The sequence below is a fragment of the Salinarchaeum chitinilyticum genome, assembly GCF_055390775.1.
In genome coordinates, this window is sequence record NZ_AP043888.1 from 872,003 (window position 1) to 888,798 (window position 16,796).

Consider the following 16,796-nt stretch of genomic DNA (forward strand, 5'->3'; position numbering starts at 1 on the left):
TTACCGATACTTCTCCACATCCCCGTACTGATTTCCCTAGTAGTCGGATCGAACAGCGAACAAGAGTATCGCGAAACGTACCGAACGTCCCTAGTCCCCACTCGCAGCCAACCCGGAGTCCCCACCCGCAATCTCCCCGTCCGCAGCCTCTGGCAGGTGATCGCGCACATCGTCGGCGTCGTTCTCGACGAGCACGCGCGAGTACGCCTCGGGCATGACCTTCACGAACTGATCGACCACGCTCTCCCACTCGGCGAGGAGCTCCTCGGCGCGCTCGCTGCCGGTGTAGGCGGCGTGGTTCTCGACGAGTCGGCGAAGCATGGCCTCGTCGCGGTCGGAGAGGTCGCGTTCGAGTTCGACCATCCCGGTGTTGAGCCGCGAGTCAAAGTCGCCGTCGCCGTCGAAGACGTAGGCGATGCCGCCGGACATGCCCGCCGCGAAGTTCCGGCCGGTGTCGCCGAGTACCGCGACGACGCCGCCGGTCATGTACTCACAGCCGTGGTCGCCGACGCCCTCGACGACCGCGCGAACGCCGGAGTTTCTCACTGCAAAGCGCTCGCCGGCGACGCCGTTGACGTAGCACTCGCCCTGGGTCGCCCCGTAGAGCGCGACGTTGCCGATCGCGACGTTCTCGCTGGCCGCGTAGCCCGCGTCGGCTGGCGTCGAGATCGTGAGCTTCCCGCCGGAGAGTCCCTTGCCGACGTAGTCGTTCGCCGTGCCGGTGAGGTGCATCGAGACGCCCCGGGCGAGGAACGCCCCGAAGCTCTGGCCGGCGGTGCCCTCGAGGTCGATCGAAATCGCGTCGTCGGTGAGCCCGTCACCGCCGTGTTCTTTCACTACGGCGTTGGAGAGCGTCGCACCGACGGCGCGGTCCTCGTTGCCGATCTCGGCGTCGAGCGTGACCGCCTGCCCGTCCTCGATGGCGGGCTGGGCCGCGTCGATGAGCTCCCAGTCGAGCTGTTCGTCGACCTCGTGGGTCTGCTCGCGAGTCTTCCGGCGCTGATCCCCAGCGGGTTCTGCCAGCACTTCCGAGAGGTCGACGTTCTTGGCCTTCGGGTGGTCGACGTCGTCGCGCTGGTCGAGGAGGTCGACCCGCCCGACGAGTTCGTCGACGGTTTCGATCCCCAGCTCGGCCATGATCTCGCGGAGCTCCTGGGCGATGAACGTCATGTAGTTCACGACGTGTTCGGGCTCGCCGGGGAACCGCTCCCGGAGCTGCTCGCGCTGGGTGGCGACGCCGACCGGGCAGGTGTTCTTGTGACACTGCCGGGCCATCACGCAGCCGCCGGTGACGAGCGAGGCCGTGCCGAAGACGTACTCCTCCGCGCCGAGCATCGCCGCCACCGCGACGTCGCGGCCGGTCTTCATCCCGCCGTCGGCGGAGACGCGGATCCGATCGCGCAGCTCCGTCTCGACGAGCATCTGGTTGGCCTCCGCGAGACCGAGCTCCCAGGGGAGGCCGGCGTTCTTGATGGAGGTCTTCGGCGACGCGCCCGTCCCGCCGGAGTGCCCGGAGATGTGGACGACGTCGGCGTTGGCCTTCGCGACGCCGGCGGCGATCGTGCCGATGCCGGCCTCCGCGACGAGCTTGACGTTGATGTCCGCCTCCGGATTGGCAGCCTTCAGGTCGTGGATCAGCTGCTTGAGATCCTCGATCGAGTAGATGTCGTGCAGCGGCGGCGGCGAGATGAGCCCGACGCCCTCCGTCGCGTAGCGCACGTGGGCGATCATCTCGTTGACCTTCTTCCCGGGGAGGTGCCCACCCTCGCCGGGCTTGGAGCCCTGGGCCATCTTGATCTGCAGTTCGTCCGCCGAGGTGAGGTACTCCGAGGTGACCCCGAAGCGACCGGAGGCGACCTGCTTCACGTTGCACTCCTTCTCGGTGTGGAAACGCTCGGGGGGCTCGCCGCCCTCGCCGGTGTTCGACTTCGCACCCAGCCGGTTCATCGCGATGGAGTTGTTCTCGTGAGCCTCCGGCGAGATCGAGCCGAGGCTCATCGCCGCGGTGGAGAAGCGCTCGACGATCTCGTGGACGGGCTCGACCTCCTCGATCGGGATCGACTGCCGCTCGTCGTCCTCGAACTCGAGCAGGCCACGCAGGGTCTGGAGCGTGTCACCCTGGTCGTTGATCAGCTCCGCGAACTCGGTGTAGGTCTCGTAGTCGCCCGTGCGCACCGCACGCTGGAGCGTCCCGACGGTCTCGGGGTTCCACTGGTGGTGGATGCCGTCGGAGCGGTGCTCGAACTCGCCGTAGCGGTCGATCTCGGCGTCGGTCCAGGCCGCCGCGTGGCGGTCCAGCAGATCCATCTCTATCTCGGGGAGGCCGATGCCGCCGGTGCGGTTCTCCGTCCCCTCGAAGTACTCGGCGACGAAGTCCGAATCGAGCCCGACCGCCTCGAAGATCTGGGCGCCCTGGTAGCTCTCGACCGTCGAGGTCCCCATCTTCGCCATCGTCTTGAGCAGCCCGTCCTCGACCGCACCGACGTACGCCTCGATCGCCTCGTCGAGGTCCGCGCCGTCCTCGCCGGCGACGAGGTCCGCGATCGTCTCGAAGGCGAGGTACGGATTCACGGCGCCCGCACCGTAGCCCACGAGCGTCGCGACGTGGTGGACCTGCCGGGGGTCGCCGGACTCGACGACGAGCCCGACGTGGTTGCGCAGCCCGTTGCGAACGAGGTGGTGGTGGACCGCGCCGGTCGCCAGCAGGCTCGGGATCGGCACCGCGTCCTCGCCGGTGTCCCGGTCGGAGAGCACGACGACGTCCGCGCCGGCCTCCGCCGCCGCGGTCGCCTCCTCGCGGACGCGCTCGACCGCAGTCTCCAGGGCCTCGCCGTACTCGCCCTCGAAGGTGAGCACGTCGGGTTCCGGATCGACGGTGTCGGAGTCCTCGACGTCGTCCGCGGTAGCGCCCCCGTGTGGCGGTTCGTACGTGATGTCGATAACCTCCGACGTCAACCCGTTCTCGTCGAGTTCCTTGATCGCCGCCGTCTCTGCGTCCGTGAGGACGGGCGAGTCGGCGACGAGCTGGTTCGCGTGGGCCGACGACTCCTCGAGGAGGTTTCGCTGGTAGCCCAGCCGGGTCTCCATCGAGGTGACGAGCTCCTCGCGAATGTAGTCAAGCGGCGGGTTGGTGACCTGCGCGAACAGCTGCTTGAAGTACGTAAACAGCGGGCGGTTGTAGTCCGACAGCACCGACAGCGGCGTGTCGTCACCCATCGAGCCGATCGGGTCCTTCCCCGCCTTCATCATCGGCTCGATGAGGTTCTCGAGTTCGTCGTGGCTGTAGCCGAAGGTGGCCTGGCGCTCGCGGAGCGCGGGCAGGGTCTCTGCACTGGAGCCCTCGCCGTCGGCCCCTGTGTCGCCGGCCCCGACGTTCGCGGGCGCAAGGTCGTCGGCGTCGGCAACGTCCGCGAGATCGACCTGCTGTTCCGCGACCCACTCGCCGTAGCGCTCGTCGGTGAGGTCCTCGAAGACCTCGTCGTCGGGGACGATCCGCCCCTCCTCGGGATCGGCGAGGAAACACTGGCCGGGCTGGAGCCGACCGCGTTCGACGATCTCGCCGAAGTTGGGTTCGAGCGCGCCGGCCTCCGATCCCATGATCAGGGTGTTGTCGGCGGTCACGTCGTATCGGCAGGGGCGGAGGCCGTTGCGGTCGAGCACCGCACCGACCCGCTCGCCGTCGGTGGCGGCGACGAGTGCCGGGCCGTCCCAGGGCTCGACCAGCGAGGCGTGGAAGTCGTACCACTCGCGACGGGCGTCGTCCATCGCGTCGTCGCCGCGCCAGGCCTCCGGGATGAGCATCCGGAGGGCGTGGGGAAGGTCGCGGCCGCCTGCCTGGAGCAGCTCCAGCGCGTTGTCGACGCTGGCGGTGTCGGACTGCTCGGGGTCGTTGATGACCGGCTCGATGGCCTCGAGTCCGTCCTCGCCGAGCCGGTCGCTCTCGAGGTCGGTCTCGCGAGCGCGCATCCAGTTGATGTTGCCCTGGATGGTGTTGAACTCGCCGTTGTGGATGATCCCGCGGTAGGGATGGGCGAGATGCCACGCGCCGAGGGTGTTCGTCGAGAAGCGGGCGTGGACCATCGCGAAGGTCGTCGCCATCCGCTCGTCGGTGAGGTCGGGGTAGTAGCCCGCGACCTGATCGCCCTTGAGGAGCCCCTTGTAAACGACCGTCTTGCGATCCAGCGAGACGACGTAGAAGCGCTCGTGGCCGGCCGGCTGCTCGTCCTCGATCGTCGTTTCGAGGTCCCGGCGCGCGACGTAGAGCGCGCGATCGAAGCCGTCGAGGTCGATCGCGTCGGCGTCGATCGCGTCAGAACCAGCCCCCTCGGCCGTCGCGGCATCGGCAGTGAGAAGATCGCCCGCAGGTGCCACGAACGCCTGGGAAACGACGGGCTCGGAATCGATCGCCGTCTTGCCGAGATCGGCGTTGTCCGTCGGGACGCGCCGCCACGCGAGGACGTCGAGATCGTAGGCCGCGAGCTCGGCTTCGACGAGGTCTTTGAGCGCGGCTCGCGCGTCGTCGGACTGCGGGAAGAAGAACGAGCCGGCGGCGTAGACGTCGGGCAGGTCGGCCTCGACGACGCCAGCGAAGAACTCGTCCGGCCGCTGGATGAGGACGCCAGCGCCGTCGCCGGTGTTCTGCTCCGCGCCGGTCGTGCCGCGGTGTTCGAGGTTCTCGAGCAGCGTGAGTCCGTCGTCGAGGACGTCGTGACTCGTACCGCCGTCGAGGTCCATCACGACGCCGACGCCGCAGTTCGATCGCTCCTCCTGGGGGTCGGCGAGCCCGCGAGCCCGGGCGTCGCCGGACGTGGCGTCCGACGGGCCCCGCTTCGCGGGGGCCGGCGAACCGCCATCCGCCCCTGCGTGTGGCTGGGTCATACCCAGCCGTGGTCACTCGCACAATAAGACGGTGTTCCTGAAAGGGTAAATGTATATTAATTGCATATAAGGATATTAAGCCTGTTTGAGGACCGACCGTTCGGTCCGAGCCGTCGAACGAACCGGACCGAACGTCCACTGTTTCGGGAAGAACCACCCGATATGGTCGCCGAGCGCCGACGTTTCGTCTCTCCGACACGAGAGCGAACGATGACTGACCGCGCGGCCGCGGGACCCTCCGACGAGACGGCGCGGACGGACGCGATAGCGACGGCTGACCCGGCGTGGGCGTCAGCGTGACGAGTGGGAGGCGAGCCCCGCGCGACCAGGCGTGGGGCGACCACGGGTGTGGCGGTCGTCCGCGTCGCGACCAGGCCTGTCCCGACCGTCCGGCCGCGGCCGTGCGCGCGGCGAGTGCCTGTAGCGATCAGGGCATGGCAACCGTGGGTGCTGCGACCGTGAGTGGTTAGTGAACCGCGCCCGTCTCGACGAGCGTGCACTCGATCCGCCTCGACAACGCCGTCTTCGAGGGCGAGAACGTCGTTTACCTGCTCGATCCGCCAGCAGGGCCGACGACGCTCGTCGATTCCGGCGCGCCGACGGCGAACGTCCGGGAGTCGCTCCGCGAGGGACTCGCCGACGCCGGTGTCGCGATCGCCGACCTCGACAGAATCCTGCTCACGCACTGGCACTGGGACCACTCCGGACTCGCCGGCGAACTCCAGGCCGACAGCGGTGCCGAGGTGTTCGTCCACGAGCGCGACGCACCGCTCGTGGACGGGAGCGGTCACGACGCCTACCTCGACCTCCAGCGAACCTGCTTCGAGCGGTGGGGCATTCCAACCGAGCCTCGCGAGGAACTCCTCGCCTTCCTCGAGGGGCAGGAGGAACTCGCAGGCGAGCCGGCAGACGTAACGACATTCACCCACGGCAAACGGTTCCCGCTCGGCGCGGGCAGCCCAGGGGCCGACGGCGGAGCCGACGGAGACCGTGGCAGTCGCGCAGACGACGAAGCCGATTCGGACGCGCTCCGGGCGATCCACCTCCCCGGCCACGCCGACGGGCTCACGGCCTTCGCGTTCGAGCGCCGCGCCGAGGCGTTCGTCGGCGACGTGATCCTCCCAGAGTACACGCCGAACGTCGGCGGTGCCGATCCTCGCGTCGAGCGTCCGCTCGCGACCTATCGATCGAGTCTCCGGTGGCTCGCCGCGACGGACCTCGACCGGGTCTGGCCCGGCCACCGCGACCCGATCGACGATCCCGCCGGCCGTGCCGAAGCGATCCTCACCCACCACGACGAACGGACGGAGCGGACGCGATCGGTGCTCGGCGAGATCGGCCCCGCGACGGCGTGGGAGGTCAGTGCCGAGCTGTTCGGCGACCTCGAGAACATCCACGTCATGCACGGCCCTGGCGAGGCGTGGGCGCACCTGGAGGCGCTCGTCGAGGACGGGGCAGCCGCTCGGAGCGAGGACGAGGACGGCGTTTTCCGGTACGAACTCGGCGAATAGGGATCGGCGAATTCCCAGATCCGCTCCACAGTTGCTCGGCGCCCGTCACTGACACCGCCAGATTGAGGCCCGCAGCCGTACCGATTCGACGTATGGTACCGGAGGGACCCGCCCCACCGGAGGGGACCACACCGACGGAAGGGTCAACACCAGCAGAGGAGTCCCCATCACCGGAGAGATCCACACCGCGGACAGACGAAGGGGTCGCGTCGACACCCCAGATTACGGTCCTCGGCGTGGATCCCTCGGATCCCAGGAGCCTCGTAGAGCTGCCGGAGTGGGTCCCTGCGGACGCGAGCGGGCTCTACCGCGTGCCGGCGCTCGATCGACGGTCGATCGAACCCAACGGCGTCCGGACGAACCCACTGGAAGCGGCGCGGTCGATCCTCCAGCGACTGCGTGGGACCCGGCCGTCGGCCGAGACGCTCGCGGACGCCACCGCGGCAGCTGCTACGGAGCGTTCGCTACCGGTTCGGGAGCTGGACCGTCGGGGACGAACGGGTGCAGATCGGGACCAGTCGTCCACAGCCTGGCGGCGAAACTGGACCGTCGGCGCCTGGGCAGTCACGGCGGTGACCGCCGGGATCCCACTCGCCGCGATCGGACTCCTGGTCGTCGCCAGCGGACTGCTGGCCTGGATTCTCGCGGCGTTGCTCGTGGTCGGTGCGCTCGCGCTCGGGACCGGCTTCGCACTCCTCCACGAAGCTGCCGCGATCCGGCGGACCGACGCGTCGTTTGCCGCGGTGATCGCCGAGGCGAGCTTCGACGCCGGCGACGGAGCGCACCCGGTGGTCGTCGTCCCAGCCCGGAACGCGGCTGGCGTCGCAGCGGTCCTTCGCGAGCGAGGGATCGCGGCCGAAGCGCGCGGGCCCGACGTTGCACCGGGAACGGGCACGTAGCTCGTCGGGGCATGACGGCCACGTCTCGCGGCAGACGGTGATCCGGCAGGTCGTAAGAGCCACGTGGCGGCGCTGCCAGTGACCGGCCATGGACTACGACCGGCCGCTCTTCTACCACGTCATGGAGTACGCCGCGGCCGCAGACCGCGACGTGATCGACGTGGTCAGCGGATCGCCGGACTGGGAACCACCTGCCGCGCTCCGGGAGGGGCTCGCCGAGTACGCCGAGACCGACTCCGGCGAGTTCCAGTACCCGCCGAGCGAGGGGCTCCGCGAACTCCGCGAGGAGATCGCCGCACGCCGGAACGTCGCCGTCGATCGCGTGATCGTCACCAACGGTGCCGGCGAGGCGAACTACCTCGCGATGGCGGGAGCGGTGGATCGCATCGAGGACCGCACACCGGACGGCGAGGAGCCCGTGTTCGTGCTCACGGACCCAGTCTATCCCTACTACCCCGGGAAGGCCGAACTCCTCGGCGCCACCGAGCGGTTCGTCGCAGCCGAGTCCGACGGATCGCTGGACCCCGCCGCCGTTCGCGAGCAGGCTGGGGCTGCCGGCGAGCGCCTCGCCGCGATCGTCGTCAACACGCCGAACAACCCCACGGGCGCGGTCTACGATCGCTCGACGATGGCCGACCTGGCCGCGATCGCCGACGAGCACGACGCACTGCTGCTCTCCGACGAAGTCTACGATCGCTACGACTACACCGGCCGCTTCGAGAGCGCGCTCACCCTCGACGCCGAGCGCGTCGTCGTCACCAACGCCGTCTCGAAGTCGATGGCGGTCACGGGGTTCCGGGTCGGCTACGCGATCCTCCCCGAGTCGATGGTCGGCGGCGCCCGGACCCGTCACATGCTGGTCAACGTCGCGACGAGCCGCCCGGCACAGCAGGCGGTGCTCGATGCGCTCCGCGAGACCGAGCCGGCGTACTACCAGCGCAACCGGGAGCGAATGGCCGAGCGGATCGCGACGTTCACCGACGCACTCGACGCCGCCGGCGCGGAGTACACCGAACCCGACGGCGGCTTCTACGTCATGGCACGCTTCGACGGGTTCCCGGGGACACTCGAGAACGCCAAACGGCTCGTCGACGAGGCTGGCGTCGCGGGGATGCCCGGCGAGGCCTTCGGCGAGTCTCGCGAGGACTGGTTCCGCTTCGCCCTCGTCACGCCGCGCGTCGAGGAAGCAGCCGATCGGCTCTCGGCGTTCTTCGCGTAGCCACGAGTCGATTCCGCGCGACGCAGACGACTCCGGACATCGACGCCCTGAACCGTTCGGCGCGCCGAGCGCGGGACATGAGCGACATCGACGTGGAGCCCGTCGACGACGCCGGCGAGGACGGCGAAACCCCACCGCCAGCTGACGACGCGGCGACGTCCGACGAGGACAGGCCACCGGCAACGGACGATGCTGGAGCTGAGGCACCCGGCCAGCCCGAAGCGCTCGACGCCGACCGGCTTCCACCGGTCGCGAGCGACACGCCCGAGTTCGTGCTCTACGGCGGCAAGGGCGGCGTCGGCAAGACCACGATGGCTGCCGCGACCGGCCTGTCGTCTGCGGCAGCGGGCACCAGAACGCTCGTCGTTTCCACTGATCCCGCCCACTCGCTCTCGGACACGTACGAAGCCGAGATCGGACCCGAACCCACGCAGCTCCGCGACGACATACCACTCTACGCTGCCGAAATCGATCCGGATGCGGCCATGAACGAGGGGATGTCGATGTTCGGCGACGCGAGTGGAGCGGGTGGAACCGGGCAGGCGACTGGCGGAGCGGGCGGAGGCGGTCAGGCGGCTGGCGGAGCGGACGATGCAGGCGGCATGGGCGGCATCGGCGCGATGATGGGCGGCGGTAATCCGCTCGAGTCGATGCTCGGCGGGACGATGCCGGGTTCGGACGAGGCCGTCGCGATGCAACAGCTCGTCGAGTTCATGGACGACGACCGGTTCGATCGCGTGGTCGTCGACACCGCGCCGACCGGTCACACGCTCCGCCTGCTGGAGCTCCCGGAGCTCATGGACTCGATGGTCGGACGGATCCTCACGATGCGCGAGAAGATGTCCGGCCTCATGGACGGCCTTTCGGGGATGATCGGCGGGCAGGACGCCGATCCCGAGACAGGCACCGAGAGCCTCCGGGAGCTGTCCGATCGGATCGAGCGCCTGCGCGAGACGCTCACCGATCCCGCGCTGACGGACTTCCGGATCGTGATGGTGCCCGAGGAACTCTCCGTCATCGAGTCCGAGCGACTGCTCCGCCAGCTCGACGACTTCTCGATCCCTGTGGAGACCGTGGTCGTGAACAAGGTAATGGAGGATCTGGCCGACGTCACCGACGACGTCCCGACCGAGGACGTCGTGACGCCGGATCTCGATAGCTGTGAGTTCTGCCAGCGCCGCTGGGACGTCCAGCAGCGGGCGCTCACCCGCGCGCAGGAGGTCTTCCGGGGGCGGACGATCAAGCGGGTGCCGCTGCTGGCCGACGAGGTCCGGGGAGAGCAGTCGCTGCGGGTGGTTGCGGCGTGTCTGGAGTGAAGCGACGATGCCGGTTGCAGGAACAGGTATGTGGACGGTTATTCGGCCCGCTCCGTCTCGACGACCTCGGCCTCCCAGGGTGGTCCCCAGTCCATCTCCTGGGTCTTGGCACGGAGTTCGTCGGGGTCCCTGTCGAGAATTCGAGCGAGTTCCTCGGTGAACTCCTCGGGAGAGAGTTCGATGGGCTCTGTCAGTTCTTCCTCCATGGGTAGACGTTGGGCGTCGATGTACAATAAGTGTGTGGCAGCCGTCAGAATGGTTCGCAGACGATCCATCAGGGCCACGGTGCTGGATCGTCGGGTTCGATCTCTCCGTAATGCACCCGGAGGAAGTATCCCGTGTGCCGTCGGAAGTATCGTTTCGCCTGGTCTATAACGGCGCCGAGATCCGTCGGCGTGCCACCAGTAGTGGGTGGATAGACAGTTTGCTCTTCGCCATCGCGCAGGACGACATCGACGTGGACAGCTTCCGTACTGAGATCGTGCCCGTTGCCTCCGGCCGGATTGTGGTCGATCCGAGCGATCTGAACGACGGTCCGGTGGTCGGTGTCCGAGCGACGCTGTAGCTGGACGAGAAACCGCTGGACTGCGCCGCGAAACACGTCGATCCCGAGCCAGACTCGACACCGCTCGCTCGGCGTCGAGACGACGTACTGCAGGTCGAACCCAGCCGGCGTATTCGGCACGGATCAGGTTGCTGCGCTATTCGCATTGAACCTGTGGAGCCGGACGGAGCGGGCTCGAGCAATACCCCGACAGTTCTCAGGACAGCACCCGCCGCGCGACAGAGAACAGCCGATCCCGCCACCGAGCGGGCACGAACCGTCCGAGCATCGCGACGGAGCCGGGCACGCCGACAGGGTAGCGCGGTTCGGGGTCCTCACTGCTTGCGGCGTGGTGGATCGCCTCGGCGACCTCCCGCGGGGAGACGGCCCCCGGACCGCCACCGCCGATCGCGCTGAGGTCCTCGAACGCTGACTCGAACCATGGGTAGGCGCCCGTGGGCTGGAGCGAGTCGAGTTCGTCCTCCGCGCGACTCGTGAACTCGGTGTCGACGGGGCCGGGCTCGACGACCGAGACATCGATGCCGAAGGAGGAGACCTCCTGTCGCAGGGCATCCGAGAGCGCTTCGAGTGCGTGCTTGGAACCGGCGTACGCCCCGCCGCCGGCGAAGGAGACCCGGCCCCAGAAGCTCGAGACGTTGACGATCGCGCCGCGTTCCTGCTCGCGCATGTAGGGCAGCACCTCGCGGATCAACCGATGGGGCCCGTAGACGTTCACGTCGAACTGCTCGGCCAGAACGTCGGTCGGTACCTCCTCGACCGGCCCGAACACGCCGTAGCCCGCGTTGTTGACGAGAGCGTCGATCCGGCCGTCTTCCTCCATGATCCGGTCGACGACCCGCTGGACGTCCGCTGGCTTCGTGACGTCGAGTTCGTCGATCGCACAGCCGGCGTCGGCGAGGTCCGCGAGGTCGTCTGTGTCCCGCGCCGTCGCGTAAACCGTCCAGTCGTCCTCGAGGAACGTCAGCGCGGTCGCGCGGCCGATGCCCGAGGAACAGCCAGTGATCAACACCGTCCCCGGATCGCGGCCGCTGTCTTCCGGGGCGGTTCCGTCGTCGACGAGCGACCCCTCCCGTCGCGAGTCGTCCGGCATGGCCGGAACGTCGGCGCGCTGGATGTTAACTTCCGTGGGTCGCCCGCGCGCACGGAGGTCGCGAACTACTCCGCCGTCGTCAGCTCTCCCACCCACTGATCGGCCAGCCGGATCGGCTCGGGAAGCTTGTACTCGCCCGCCGTCGCCAGCGCGATCGCCGCGGCGGTCTCCCAGCCAACCCGGTGGCCTGGGCTGACGTAGAGTGGATTGATCGAGCGGTTCGGCGAGTCGAACTGCCGGGTCTGGACGGCCGCACCGACGACCGTCCCCGGCGGCGTCTCCATCGAGTCGTCGGCCTCGATCGGGAGGATCGTGCCTGCCGGGAGGTTCCCCGTCCCGTCGAGTCCGTCGGCCTCCCCAGCCGCCGGCTGGACCGTTCCACAGAGCAACGACTTCGCGACGCCGACGGCCGGCAGATCGACGGTGACTCCGACGTGGGTCGCGATGCCGGCCTCGCGAAAGTGAATCCGGCCGCTGCCGTCGAGCAAGAGGACGTCCGGCTCGACGGACAGCTCCGCGAGCGCTACGAGGATCGACTGCCCCTCGCGGAAGGAGAGGAGGCCCGGAATGTACGGAATCTCGAGATCGCTGCTGGCGTAGACGCGCTCGATCACCTCGCCCGATTGCATCGCGACGACGGCGCTGACGGCTTCGTCGAACTCGCCGGGGCCGGCGTCGCTCCCGTCGATTGCTCGAAACGCCTGGTCGATGCCAGCGACGATCGGTGGGTCGGACGACGGCTCAGCCGAGCGATCGTCCGCTGGCTCGGTGCGATCTGTTTCGTGGTCGAAACCGAGCGTCGTCTGTCCCGTCGTATCGAGCTGCGCCGGATCGAAGCCGAGGTCGTCCTCGAAGACGGCCTCGGCAGCGATCTCGCGCTGGAGGGACTCCATCGCCTCGCGATCGAGGCTCGGATCGGGAACGAACTCCGGACGCTGGACGGTCACCATCGGAGGCTACGGCCTCAGAACCGCCGGCGGCCGCCACCGCCCATGCCTCCGCCACCGCCGCCTCCGAACTGGAGCTGTCGCGGCGCGGTCACGCCCTGTTCCTTGAGATACTGGCCGTACGCGAGCCCGATCAGGAGCCCGGAGAGGTGGGCGACGTGGCCGATCCCGCCAGCGCCCGGCCCGGCGATACCGATGGCGAAGACGGAGAGGGCACCGTAGCCGATGGTGAGCACCCACAGCGGCATCGGGATCGCGAAGAAGAGGAGGACCCGCAGGTCCGGGTTCAGGATCGTCAGGACGCCAAGGATCGCGAGGATCGCACCACTGGCCCCCAGCCCAGCCATCGGCTCGTCGAGGAGGAGCGGGACCGCGACCGAACCGACGCTGGCGAGGATGCCGGCGCCGAAGAAGAGCGCGGTAAAGCGCTTGCTCCCGATCTTCTTCTCGACGATCGGCCCGAAGAAGTACAGCGCGATCGAGTTGAACGCGATGTGGGCGATTCCGCTGTGAGCGAAGATCGACGTGACGTACGTCCAGACGTTCTCGGGGCTGGTCGTCCTGACCATGAACAGCTCGCCCTCGAGTCCGTAGATGCCGCCTTCGTTGGAGAGGCGGAGAAACAGCTGCACGGCGAAGGTGAGCCACATCGCAACCAGGAACACGAACGTCATGTTGTTCCGGAAGTACCCCCGCCAGCCGCCGGTGCCGAAGGGATCGTCGAAGACGCCGGAGTCGTCCTGGGAGCCGATCGATCCGATGCCCCCGCTTGCGGAGGGGCCCTGCCCCGCGTTCGGACCGCCGGCGCTCGGCCCACCACCCAGTGCACCACCGCCCTCGCCGCCAGACCAGGCGTTGAGCCCGGGGCAGTCGTGGGCCTCGGGGAGGCGGTGTTCCGTGCAGAAGGAGCCGCCACAGCGCTTGCACTCGTATGGCATGTTCTCGGACTTGCCACACGCGTCGCACTCTGCCATTGCGCGTCCTTGGCCCGGGCACGTGATGTGGTTTGTGGTCCGTAGGGGTCGCCAGCGCCCCGCTCATTCGGCCCGCTCCGCCAGCCGTTCCCGGGTGTCGCGGATCCGCTCGGTGGCGTCGCTTCCCACGTGCTCGGCGAGGGACTCCGTCGCCGCGAGCAGCCACTCCGCGCGTTCGGCGAACCGTCGAACGTCGCCCGGTCCGACGTTGTACCCGTCGACGAGCTGGTCGAGCGGAACGCCGTCGGCGTAGTCCGCGAGCAGCCGAGCGGTCTTGAGCGAGGCGAGCCACGCGTGGAACTCGCCCTCGAACTCCTGAATCGGCCGGGCGAGCTCGCCCTCCTTCCGGAGCGCGAACTCACTCAGCTCGCCGGCCTCGGCCTGACCCACGTACCGCGTCGGCATCTCCGCGGTATCGCAGATCATCTCACAGACGGTGAGTGGCGTGATGCGGTCGAGGTCGTCGGCGCGCTCGAGTGCGGCGACGACGTCCGCGCCCGTCGCCGGGTCGACGTAGACCCGGGAGACGAGCGCGCCGAGTTCGGTCGCGACGAGCCGCTCGCCGGCGTTCGTATCGCCACCGCCGCTGGCGCTGGAGCCGCCAGTGACGGCCGCTTCGTCCTGCTCCGCCCCGTCGTCGAGGAGCATCCCGGCGTCGATCAGGCGGTCGATCGCGTCGGCTGCGGTCGCCTGCAGCGAGTCGGCGTCGCCGCAGTGGGCACAGAAAGTCTCTTCGAGGAGCGAGGACAGCTGTACGCGGGAGTCCGCGACGCCGCCGGCGACGGAGGCGAGTACGTGCGGCCTGAGCGCTCGTGGCTCGTCGAGCTTCGACGTGACCGGGGCGGGCTCGGCCTCGAGATAGCGCTCCCGGAGCTCAGCCCGCTCGTCCTCGTCCTCGGCGACGAGGATCGCCTCGCCGTAAGGGTCGAGCCCCGGCCGTCCGGCTCGACCGAACATCTGGCGGACCTCCAGGGGCGAGAGCGGCTCGTAGCCGCCGTCGCCGTAGCGCTCGTGATCACGGACGATCACCCGGCGCGCGGGGACGTTGACGCCAGCGGCGAGCGTCGGGGTCGCACAGAGGACCCGGAGCTCGCCCGAGCGAAAGCCAGCCTCGACGTGGCTCCGGTGTTCGGCAGCGAGGCCGGCGTGGTGGAACGCGACCCCCGACTCGGCGACGTCGGCGAGGGACTCGCCCGTGATGGTCCGCGCGGCGTCGCGGAGTGCCGTGGCGGTTGGGTGGGGATCCGAGTGGGGCTGCTCCGGGTGGTCGGCGGTTGTTTCCTGATCGGTCAGTCCAGTCGATTCCGCGATATCGAGCGCACCCGCGAGCGCGTTCGCGAGCTGTCTGGCCTCCCGGCGAGAGCTCACGAACACGAGACACTGGCCACCGTCGTCGAGCGCGTCGGCCACGAGGTCGATCGTCGGCGAGGTGTCGTGGTCGGCAGCGTCGTCGGCCTCGACCGGTTGGATCGTACGCTCTTCGAGGGCTTCCTCGTCGCCGAGGACGAGGGACCCCTCCGCGTAGATACCGGTCCGGAGCTCCACCGGGCGCCACTCGCTCCGGACGACGGTCGCGTCGAGCCACTCGCCGATCTCCTCGGCGTTGGGCACGGTCGCGGAGAGCGCCACGAGCTGGACCTCGGGGTTGAGCCGCCGGAGCTTCGCAATCGTCACCTCGAGGGTCGGCCCCCTGCCCGCGTCGTCCAGCAGGTGCACCTCGTCGAGTACGGCGCAGGCTATCTGCTCGACCCAGTCCGCGCCGTGGCGGATCGCGGCGTCGACCTTCTCCGCGGTCGCTACCACGACGTCGTGGCCGGCGAGCTCCTCGTCCGTCGCGTCGAAGTCGCCACTGGCGACGCCGACGCTGATTCCCGGGATCGCCTCGAACGTCTCCGCCTTCTCGGTCGCGAGCGCACGGAGGGGTACGACGTAGACCACCGTCGGACTCGCTTCGCTCGACCGACGAGCCTCGCCTCGCGCTGCTCGGCGAGAGGCGGGCCCGTCCGCAGTCAGAGCCGCCAGCTGGGCGATCATCGTCTTCCCACTGGCGGTCGGGACTGCCGCGACGACGGATTCGCCGGTGCAGATGCCGGCGTCGACGGCCGCCGCCTGTGGCGGATAGAGTTCCTCGATGCCCTGCTCCTCGAAGTGGGCGACGTACTCGGGATCGAGGGGCAGATCGGCGACGCGCATTGGCGGTACTCTGGCCGCCTTCGTACGTAAACGTTCGTCGAGCACAGCCTGGAAGTGGTTCAGCCGGGCGGCTGCGGCGCTGCAGCGTGCCCAGACTGTTACTCCGGTCCACCGCACGCACGCTACGACCGGTGGAGTTTTTCGCGACGGCCTCCGATGACCGGTCATGCATCCGAGCGAGCGGCCACGCCGACTGCGCCGCGACGGCCTCCGGGAGCTGGTCTCGGAGACCGACCTCGCGGCGTCGGACCTGGTCGCGCCGGTGTTCGTCGACGCGACCACCGAGGAGCGCGTGCCCATCGAGTCGATGCCGGGCCACGAGCGCGTGCCCCTCGACGACGCGGTCGAGCGCGTCGAGGAGGTCCTCGCCACCGGCGTCGAGGCGGTGATCCTCTTCGGCATCCCCGAATCCAAGGACGAGCGTGGGACCCGGGCGTGGGCCGAGGACGGCGTGATCCAGCGTGCGACCCGCGCGATCACCGATGCAACGGACGCGACCGTGATCACCGACGTCTGTCTCTGTGAGTACACCGAGCACGGTCACTGCGGCGTGCTCGAGCCGGGAGCGCGACCGGACGCCGATGGTGAGGATCCAGCGGGCCACGAGGAAGCGACGCTGACCGTCGACAACGACGTGACGCTCGACCTGCTCGAGAAGATCGCGACCTCGCACGCGGATGCGGGCGCGGACGTCATCGCACCGTCGGGGATGATCGACGGGATGGTGGGTGCGATCCGCGAGGCGCTCGACGCCGCCGGCCACGACGCCGTGCCGATCATGAGTTACGCGGCGAAGTACGAGTCGGCGTTCTACGGGCCGTTCCGCGACGCCGCCGACGGCGCGCCGTCCTTCGGCGACCGCCGGCACTACCAGATGGATCCCGCGAACGCCGAGGAGGCCGAGCGGGAAGTTCGACTGGACGTCGAGCAGGGCGCGGACGTGCTGATGGTCAAGCCAGCACTGCCATACCTCGACGTCGTCCGGCGCGTCGACGACTCGTTCGACCGCCCGGTCGCCGCCTACAACGTCTCCGGCGAGTACGCGATGCTCCACGCCGCGGCGGAGCAGGGCTGGCTCGACCTCGACGACGTCGCGATGGAGTCCCTGCTCTCCATCAAGCGCGCCGGTGCGGACCTGATCGTGACGTACTTCGCCGAAGACGTGGCCCGGCGGCTGTAGGTGCGATCGGTGACGCGAACGGCG

At 69.0% G+C, this 16,796-nt stretch carries 12 protein-coding genes; 5 read left to right on the forward strand and 7 right to left on the reverse strand.

The features are described from left to right. Nucleotides 1-90: 90 nt before the first annotated feature. The gene (gene gltB, locus ACZ5KP_RS04290) at nucleotides 91-4,878 is read right to left on the reverse strand and encodes a glutamate synthase large subunit (RefSeq protein ID WP_460920240.1); all 4,788 of its coding nucleotides are present in this window, start codon (nucleotides 4,876-4,878) and stop codon (nucleotides 91-93) included. Between the two features lie 494 nt (nucleotides 4,879-5,372). Here gltB and ACZ5KP_RS04295 point away from each other — a divergent pair, with 494 nt between their 5' ends. The 4 genes from ACZ5KP_RS04295 to ACZ5KP_RS04310 all read left to right on the forward strand — a co-directional run bounded on the left by ACZ5KP_RS04295 (nucleotide 5,373) and on the right by ACZ5KP_RS04310 (nucleotide 9,823). Next, nucleotides 5,373-6,389, forward strand: a complete 1,017-nt coding sequence (locus ACZ5KP_RS04295) for an MBL fold metallo-hydrolase (RefSeq protein ID WP_460920242.1) — start codon at nucleotides 5,373-5,375, stop codon at nucleotides 6,387-6,389. A gap of 92 nt (nucleotides 6,390-6,481) precedes the next feature. Then, entirely contained in the window at nucleotides 6,482-7,288 is an 807-nt protein-coding gene (locus ACZ5KP_RS04300; protein ID WP_460920244.1) for a hypothetical protein, read from the forward strand. Nucleotides 7,289-7,376: 88 nt separating this feature from the next. Then, on the forward strand, nucleotides 7,377-8,507 hold the full coding sequence (locus ACZ5KP_RS04305; protein ID WP_460920247.1) for a pyridoxal phosphate-dependent aminotransferase: 1,131 nt from the start codon (nucleotides 7,377-7,379) through the stop codon (nucleotides 8,505-8,507). Nucleotides 8,508-8,584: 77 nt separating this feature from the next. Further along, on the forward strand, nucleotides 8,585-9,823 hold the full coding sequence (locus ACZ5KP_RS04310) for an ArsA family ATPase (protein WP_460920251.1): 1,239 nt from the start codon (nucleotides 8,585-8,587) through the stop codon (nucleotides 9,821-9,823). Between the two features lie 38 nt (nucleotides 9,824-9,861). On the opposite strand, the gene ACZ5KP_RS04315 is transcribed toward ACZ5KP_RS04310, so the two are convergent. The 6 genes from ACZ5KP_RS04315 to ACZ5KP_RS04340 all read right to left on the reverse strand — a co-directional run bounded on the left by ACZ5KP_RS04315 (nucleotide 9,862) and on the right by ACZ5KP_RS04340 (nucleotide 15,592). After that, a complete protein-coding gene (locus ACZ5KP_RS04315; protein WP_460920253.1) occupies nucleotides 9,862-10,029 on the reverse strand; it encodes a hypothetical protein in 168 nt (55 codons plus the stop codon). A gap of 68 nt (nucleotides 10,030-10,097) precedes the next feature. Next, the gene (locus ACZ5KP_RS04320) at nucleotides 10,098-10,508 is read right to left on the reverse strand and encodes a DUF7718 family protein (RefSeq protein WP_460920255.1); all 411 of its coding nucleotides are present in this window, start codon (nucleotides 10,506-10,508) and stop codon (nucleotides 10,098-10,100) included. Nucleotides 10,509-10,584: 76 nt separating this feature from the next. Beyond that, nucleotides 10,585-11,478: an SDR family oxidoreductase gene (locus ACZ5KP_RS04325; protein WP_460920258.1), complete on the reverse strand. Its 894-nt coding sequence runs from the start codon at nucleotides 11,476-11,478 to the stop codon at nucleotides 10,585-10,587. A 65-nt stretch (nucleotides 11,479-11,543) separates the two neighbouring features. After that, entirely contained in the window at nucleotides 11,544-12,425 is an 882-nt protein-coding gene (locus ACZ5KP_RS04330) for an endonuclease V (RefSeq protein ID WP_460921122.1), read from the reverse strand. A gap of 17 nt (nucleotides 12,426-12,442) precedes the next feature. Next, nucleotides 12,443-13,399, reverse strand: a complete 957-nt coding sequence (locus tag ACZ5KP_RS04335) for a rhomboid family intramembrane serine protease (protein WP_460920260.1) — start codon at nucleotides 13,397-13,399, stop codon at nucleotides 12,443-12,445. Nucleotides 13,400-13,462: 63 nt separating this feature from the next. Then, nucleotides 13,463-15,592: a DEAD/DEAH box helicase gene (locus tag ACZ5KP_RS04340; protein WP_460920262.1), complete on the reverse strand. Its 2,130-nt coding sequence runs from the start codon at nucleotides 15,590-15,592 to the stop codon at nucleotides 13,463-13,465. Between the two features lie 166 nt (nucleotides 15,593-15,758). Here ACZ5KP_RS04340 and hemB point away from each other — a divergent pair, with 166 nt between their 5' ends. Then, complete coding sequence (hemB, locus tag ACZ5KP_RS04345) at nucleotides 15,759-16,772, forward strand: porphobilinogen synthase (protein WP_460920264.1); 1,014 nt, start codon at nucleotides 15,759-15,761, stop codon at nucleotides 16,770-16,772. The last annotated feature ends 24 nt before the right edge of the window (nucleotides 16,773-16,796 follow it).

What these genes read in the sequence shown, in the direction of transcription:
- ACZ5KP_RS04315 (WP_460920253.1), bottom strand. Translation starts at nt 10,029, where the DNA reads ATGGAGGAAGAACTGACAGAGCCCATCGAACTCTCTCCCGAGGAGTTC.
- ACZ5KP_RS04300 (WP_460920244.1), top strand. Translation starts at nt 6,482, where the DNA reads ATGGTACCGGAGGGACCCGCCCCACCGGAGGGGACCACACCGACGGAA.
- ACZ5KP_RS04310 (WP_460920251.1), top strand. Translation starts at nt 8,585, where the DNA reads ATGAGCGACATCGACGTGGAGCCCGTCGACGACGCCGGCGAGGACGGC.
- hemB (WP_460920264.1), top strand. Translation starts at nt 15,759, where the DNA reads ATGCATCCGAGCGAGCGGCCACGCCGACTGCGCCGCGACGGCCTCCGG.
- ACZ5KP_RS04340 (WP_460920262.1), bottom strand. Translation starts at nt 15,592, where the DNA reads ATGCGCGTCGCCGATCTGCCCCTCGATCCCGAGTACGTCGCCCACTTC.
- ACZ5KP_RS04305 (WP_460920247.1), top strand. Translation starts at nt 7,377, where the DNA reads ATGGACTACGACCGGCCGCTCTTCTACCACGTCATGGAGTACGCCGCG.
- gltB (WP_460920240.1), bottom strand. Translation starts at nt 4,878, where the DNA reads ATGACCCAGCCACACGCAGGGGCGGATGGCGGTTCGCCGGCCCCCGCG.
- ACZ5KP_RS04335 (WP_460920260.1), bottom strand. Translation starts at nt 13,399, where the DNA reads ATGGCAGAGTGCGACGCGTGTGGCAAGTCCGAGAACATGCCATACGAG.
- ACZ5KP_RS04325 (WP_460920258.1), bottom strand. Translation starts at nt 11,478, where the DNA reads ATGCCGGACGACTCGCGACGGGAGGGGTCGCTCGTCGACGACGGAACC.